The sequence below is a fragment of the Actinosynnema sp. NPDC002837 genome, from assembly GCF_040295345.1.
GTDB lineage: Bacteria > Actinomycetota > Actinomycetes > Mycobacteriales > Pseudonocardiaceae > Actinosynnema.
In genome coordinates, this window is record NZ_JBEOVG010000176.1 from 1 (window position 1) to 5,967 (window position 5,967).

The following is a 5,967-nucleotide window of genomic DNA, read 5'->3' on the forward strand; positions in this document are numbered from 1 at the left end:
TCGCGGGGGGCGCCGCTTGGGTCTTCTCGCGCTCAACCCCCCACACCTCCCCCTCGCAACGCCGCGCCGCCGCGGGGGGGGGGGGCCCGGGGGGCCCCCCCCGGTTCTCCAACTGCCGGTAGGGCTGGCCCTACCTCTGGTCGGGCCGCCACACCTGGTACTCGCGCATCCCGTAGAGCAGCGGCAGCCGGCCCTGTTCGCGCGAGACCTGGAACGCCTGGCCGAACACCACCGTGTGGTCGCCGACGGCCTCGGTCCGGCTGACCTTGCAGTCGGCCACCGCGTGCGCGTCCCGCACCAGGTGCGGTCCGCCCGCGCTCGCCGGCAGGCGCCACGGGACCAGGTCGAACCGGTCCGGCGCGCCGGAGGCGAACAGCTCCGCCACCGGTTTCGCGTCGCCGTGCAGGAAGTTCACCGCGAACGCGCCGCGGGCCAGCACCGCGTCCAGGGTGGGACTGCCGTTGCGCAGGCAGACCAGCAGCGTCGGCGGCGACAACGTCACGCTGCACACCGACGAGACGGTCATGCCGCGCGGCGAGTCGTCCTGGCCGGTCGTGGTGACGATGGCGACACCGGTCGGGAAGTGCGACATCAGGGTGCGGAACTCCGCGATCTCGATCGCGGGCAGCGACTGGGTCATGACCTGCTCCCGGGCAACTCGGGTACCGGCACGGGCTTCGGGGCGCTGGTGCGTTCGATGAGCGAGAGCAGCGGACCGGTCATGCCGGTCGTCGCCAACGCCATCACCACGAGGGCCAGGAACAGCTGCACGGACAGCAGTCCGGCGCTGTACCCGGCCTGCAGCACGACGATCTCGGTCAGCCCGCGGGTGTTCACCAGCACGCCGACCGTCACCGCCGTGCGGCGGTCCTGACCGGCCAACCGCCCGCCGAGGTAGCCGCCGCCGACCTTGCCGACGACGGCCAGCGCGATGGCGACGGCGATGGCGGTCCACGGCACCGAGCCGCGCGGCGCGTTCGCCACGCCCATGCCCGCCACCACGAAGAACACCGGCACCAGCAGCCTGCCGAACGACATCACGGGCCGCACGGCCTTCGCCCACGCCCCGCCGGGGATCGCGAGGCCGACCACGAACGCGCCGAACACGGCGGTCAGGCCCCAGTGCTCGAACTGGAACGCCACCAGCAGCGCCAACCCGGCGACGGCGACGCCCGCGGCGCGCGGGAAGCGCTCGGCCGCCGACATGGGCACGCGGCCGCGCAGCAGGATGCGGCCGACGACGGTCACCGTGACGCCGAGGGCGACCAGGACCAGGGACACCACGAGGCCGCCGGAGATGCCGACGGCCACCACGAGCAGCACCCACGCCGCCGAGTCGGTGACCACGGCCGCGGCCATGGCGAGCTTGCCCGCGGGGCTGTCCACCAGGCCGCGGTCCTCCAGCACGCGGGCCAGCACGGGCACGGCGGTCACGCTCAACGCGACCGCGACCATCAGCACCAGCGCGGGCGCCGGCGCGTCGCCGCGCAGGTCCGGGTCGGCCACCCAGACCACCCACGCGGCCATCACCAGGCCGGTGAGCAGGGCGGGCAGGAACGAGCCCGCGGTCACCCAGCCGACCGCGCGGGCGCCGAGGCCGGAGCCGCCGTGCCGCAGTTCGTGGGCCACGCCGACCAGGAACAGCACCAGGCCGACCTGGCCGATCACCTTCAACGGGCTCACCACGCCGGTGGGCAGCACCGCGGCGAGGGTCGGCGCCCCGCCGACCGCGAGGACCGCCGGCACCACGAGGATGCCCGCCAGGATCTCGCCGACGACCTCGGGCTGCCGCGCGGCGCGTGCCGCGACCCGGCCCAGGTACGCCGCGACCAGCACGACCGCCAGGACGGCGGCCACGTGCCCCACGCGCAACAGGAGGTCGGTCATGGTCGCGCCCCCGGCGACCCGTGGACGTCTTGCCTGGTCATCGACAGCGCGCGGCTGCCCGCGAAGTTGGGGATGCGCATGGTCACGGCAGGTTCCCTTCCCGATCGGTGAATGGCGCCTCTCGCTGTCGGGCCTCGGACGTCGGCGCCGCGGAGGTCGGTGCCCGGCGGCCGAGCGCTCGGCCGCCGCGACTCGGTGCCCGGTGCCCGGCTGTCAGTGCTCAGCCGTCCGGTGGTCGGCGGTCAGCCATCCGGTGCCCGGCGGCCGGTGCTCGGCGGGTGGTGTGCTCAGCCGTCCGGTGCCCGGCGGTCAGTGCCCGGTGGTCGGCGGTCAGTGCTCGGCGGTCGGCGGTCAGTGCTCGGCGGTCGGCGGTCAGCCCTGGGGCTGGTGGCCGACGAGGTTGAAGAACACGTCGTCGAGTGTCGGGCGGCGCAGCGCGAAGTCGGCGACGTCCACCCCCGCGTCCCGGAGGGCGACGGCGGCGGCGGCGATGCCGTCCATGCCGTCGCGCAGTTGCAGCTTGACCAGTCCCTTGACCGGGTCGGCGGCCGGTTCGTCCACGGCCAGCGGCGCGAGCACCGCCACCGCGGCGGCGACCCGGTCGGGCAGCGCGACGGCCACTTCCAGCCACTCCTGGCCGACCTTGCGCTTGAGCTCGTCCGGCGTGCCGTCGGCGATCACCTGGCCGTCGGCGATCACCACGACCTGGTCGGCCAGGTAGTCGGCCTCCTCCAGGTACTGGGTGGTCAGCAGCACGGTCATGCCGTCGGCGACCAGACCGCGCACGGTGTTCCACAGCGACTGCCTGCTCGCCGGGTCCAGCCCGGTGGTCGGCTCGTCCAGGAACAGCACCTGCGGCCGGCCGACCAGGCAGCCGGCCAGGTCGAGCCGCCGGCGCATGCCGCCGGAGTAGGTGCCGACCGGCCGGTCGGCCGCCGCGACGAGGTCGAAGCGCTCCAGCAGCTCCGCGGCGCGGTCCCGGGCGCCCTTGCCGCCCAGGTGCAGGAGCTTGCCGACGAGGGTCAGGTTCTCCCGGCCGGTGAGCAGCTCGTCGACCGCCGCGTACTGCCCGGCCAGGCCGATCCGCCGGCGCACCTCCCCCGGCCGGCTCACCACGTCGTAGCCGGCGACCTCGACCAGCCCGCTGTCCGGCGCGAGCAGCGTCGCCATGACCCGCACGGCGGTCGTCTTGCCGGCGCCGTTGGGGCCCAGCAGGCCCAGCACCGATCCCGGCTTCACGGTCAGGTCGACACCGCGGAGGGCTTCGGTGCCCTTGTAGGTCTTCTTGAGTCCCTCAACGCGAATCGCGGCGTCCACGTCAGCCCGCCTCGCGCAGGCTCGCGGGCCGCATGTCGGTCCAGTTCCGCTCCACATAGGACAGCGCGGCGGCGCGCGGACCCGCGTCGAGCGCGATGGTCCAGCCCGCGGGCACGTCCGCGAAGGTCGGCCACAGGCTGTGCCGGCCCTCGTCGTTCACCAGCACCAGGAACGTGCCGTCCTCGTCGTCAAAGGGGTTCACCACGTCAGTACTCCGTCCGCGTCGCCGGCGTCGGCCTCGGGTGCTCCCGATACTGGTCAACACCGCTGACAGCGCACTGACGGATACCTGACCGGCCCCGCGCGGCACGTCCGGCCGACGACGCGCGGGACCTCCCGGGCCGTGCGCGCCGTCCGGCGACGTCACGACCCGGGAGGCCATCCCCGTCCACGAGGTTCAGCGCGGCAAGCGCGCCTCCTCGTGCGACTGCGCTCGCTGCTCGCCGACCGGGCCCGCCATCGAGTGGTCCGACCGGCGGGACAACGTCGAGGGCCACCACGCCGCCCGACCCAGCAGGCGCATCGCCGAGGGCAGCACCAGCAGCCGGATCACGAACGCGTCCAGCACCACGGCCACCGCCAGCCCCAGGCCGAGCTGCTTCATCTCCAGCAGGCTGGTGAACACGAAGCTGACGAACACCGACACCATCACCACCGCCGCGCTGGTCACCACGCCGGCGGAGCTCGTGATGCCCTCGCGCACCGCCTGCCACGACGGCACGCCGGTCCGCGCGACCTCGCGGACCCGGCTCAGCACGAACACGTGGTAGTCCATCGACAGCCCGAACAGGATCACGAACAGGAACAGGGGCACCCGCGACACGATGAAGCCGCCGGAGGTGAAGTCCAGCAGGTCCTCGGCCCAGCCGAGCTGGAACACCAGCACCAGCACGCCGAACGTGGCCGCGGTGGCGAGCAGGTTGAGCGCGATCGTCAGCAGCGCCATGACCACCGAGCGGAACGCGACCACGATCATCACGAAGGTCAGCAGCAGCACGAACAGCACGACCCGCAGCAGCTTGTCGGACTGGTGCGCCACCGTGTCCACGTTGCGCGCGACGTCACCGGAGACCGCGTGCTCGAACCCGCCCACCGCCGCGGGCACCAGCTCGCCGCGCAGCTTCGCCAGCGACTCCTCGGCTCGCGGCGACTCGGGTGAGAACGGGATCGGCAGCTCCAGCACGGTCACCCGGCCGTCCTCCGACACCCGTTCGGCGGCCCCCGGCGCGAACAGCGGGTCGCCCTGCGTCCGCGCGGCCAGCCCGTCCAGCGCCGACGCCACCTCGGCGGCCCGCGCCGGGTCGGCCCGCACCACGACCACGTGCCGCGCGCCCTCACCGGGGAACAGGGCCACCATCCGGTCGTGGGTGCGGATCTCCTCGACCTGCTTGGGCAGCGTGTCGTTGCCGGGCAACCCCAGCTCCATGCCCAGCGCGGGCAGGGCGAGCAGCAGCATCGCGCCGGTGCTGATCAGGAGCGTCCGCCCCGGCCGCAGCATCGACGGCTCCAGCGCCCGGCGCCACACCCGGCCCTCGCCGCGCCCGGTGAGCCGCCACAGCAGCGGCACGCGCGGCCGGTCGACCCAGCGGCCGAACTTGGCCAGCAGCGCGGGCAGGACGGTCAGCGAGCTGACGACCGCCACCGCCACCACGATGATCGAGCCGGTGGCCAGGGACGAGAACACCACGTCCCCGACGAGGTAGAGACCGGCCATCGAGACCATGACGGCCAGCCCGGACACCACGATGGCCCGACCGGAGGTCGCCGCGGCCAGCTCCACCGCGGCCACGTGGTCGACCCGGCCACCGCCGCGCGCGCGTTCCTCGCGTTCCCGCTTGAGGTAGAACAGGGAGTAGTCCACGCCGACGGCCATGCCCAGCAGCAGGATCACGTTCTTCGTCGCGCCCGCGTCGGGGAACACGTGCGAGGCCACCGCCGACAGCGCCATCGCCGTCACCACGGACGACAACCCCAGCAGCACCGGCACGCCGGCCGCGATCAGGGCGCCGAACACGACCAGCAGGATCAGCAGGGTGACCGGCAGCGTCAGCCGCTCCGCGAACGCCAGGTCCTCGGCCAGCTGCTCGTCGATGCCGACGTCGATCGACACGCCGCCGGTCTGCTCGACCACCAGCTCCGGGTGGGCGCCGCGCACCGCGGCCGTCTGCTCCAGCAGCGCGGCCACCTGCTCCATCGCCGTGCGGTCCGCGGCCGTCATGGTCACCTCGACCAGCACCGCGTCGCCGTTCGGCGACCGCGTCGGCTCGCCGACCGAGGACACCTCGGGCAGGGCCCGCATCCGGTCGGCGACCTCGCGCGCCGCGGTGTCGGCGGCGGCCTGGTCGAGCGGCCCGGACGGCGAGGTGATGAGCACCCGTTCCACGATCGGGTCCACCAGCCCGCCCTCGGCCGCCACGGTCTCGGCGCGACCCGCCTCGCCGACCCGGTAGTCCTCGCTGGAGGCGTCACGGACGCCGACGATGGCCCCCGCGGCGACGCACACCGCGACGAAGGCGAGCCATCCGATGATCGCGCGCCACGGATGAGTGGCGCTCCACTTGGCGATTGACACGGTCACCGGCGCGCTGCCCACGACCCTCAACTCCTCCGTTGTGGCACTGTGCCTCGAATCCTTCCGCCGCGTGACCGGGCGGACACTGGTGGTGCCCACCGGGTCGGGGTAGGGCTGTCCCCACCCCCTGGTGCGGATCCCCGCAGCGGACAAGCGAAAGCCCCGCCGCGGACGTCGGCCGAGGGGCGACG

General features: G+C 74.0%; 5 protein-coding genes. All 5 read right to left on the reverse strand.

The features are described from left to right. Window positions 1-130: 130 nt before the first annotated feature. Entirely contained in the window at window positions 131-640 is a 510-nt protein-coding gene (locus ABTZ99_RS44350) for a flavin reductase family protein (RefSeq protein ID WP_498776028.1), read from the reverse strand. Beyond that, complete coding sequence (locus tag ABTZ99_RS44355) at window positions 637-1,887, reverse strand: cation:proton antiporter (RefSeq protein ID WP_498776024.1); 1,251 nt, start codon at window positions 1,885-1,887, stop codon at window positions 637-639. Before ABTZ99_RS44355 ends, ABTZ99_RS44350 begins: the two co-directional genes overlap by 4 nt. Before the next feature lie 372 nt (window positions 1,888-2,259). Continuing rightward, window positions 2,260-3,204, reverse strand: coding sequence for an ATP-binding cassette domain-containing protein (locus ABTZ99_RS44360; protein WP_498776021.1), 945 nt, complete (start codon window positions 3,202-3,204; stop codon window positions 2,260-2,262). A gap of 1 nt (window position 3,205) precedes the next feature. Next, on the reverse strand, window positions 3,206-3,409 hold the full coding sequence (locus tag ABTZ99_RS44365) for an MbtH family protein (RefSeq protein WP_498776019.1): 204 nt from the start codon (window positions 3,407-3,409) through the stop codon (window positions 3,206-3,208). A gap of 192 nt (window positions 3,410-3,601) precedes the next feature. Then, complete coding sequence (locus tag ABTZ99_RS44370; protein ID WP_498776017.1) at window positions 3,602-5,782, reverse strand: MMPL family transporter; 2,181 nt, start codon at window positions 5,780-5,782, stop codon at window positions 3,602-3,604. Window positions 5,783-5,967 lie beyond the last annotated feature (185 nt).

Coding starts and splice junctions, on each gene's coding strand:
- ABTZ99_RS44350 (WP_498776028.1), bottom strand. CDS start 640: ATGACCCAGTCGCTGCCCGCGATCGAGATCGCGGAGTTCCGCACCCTG.
- ABTZ99_RS44355 (WP_498776024.1), bottom strand. CDS start 1,887: ATGACCGACCTCCTGTTGCGCGTGGGGCACGTGGCCGCCGTCCTGGCG.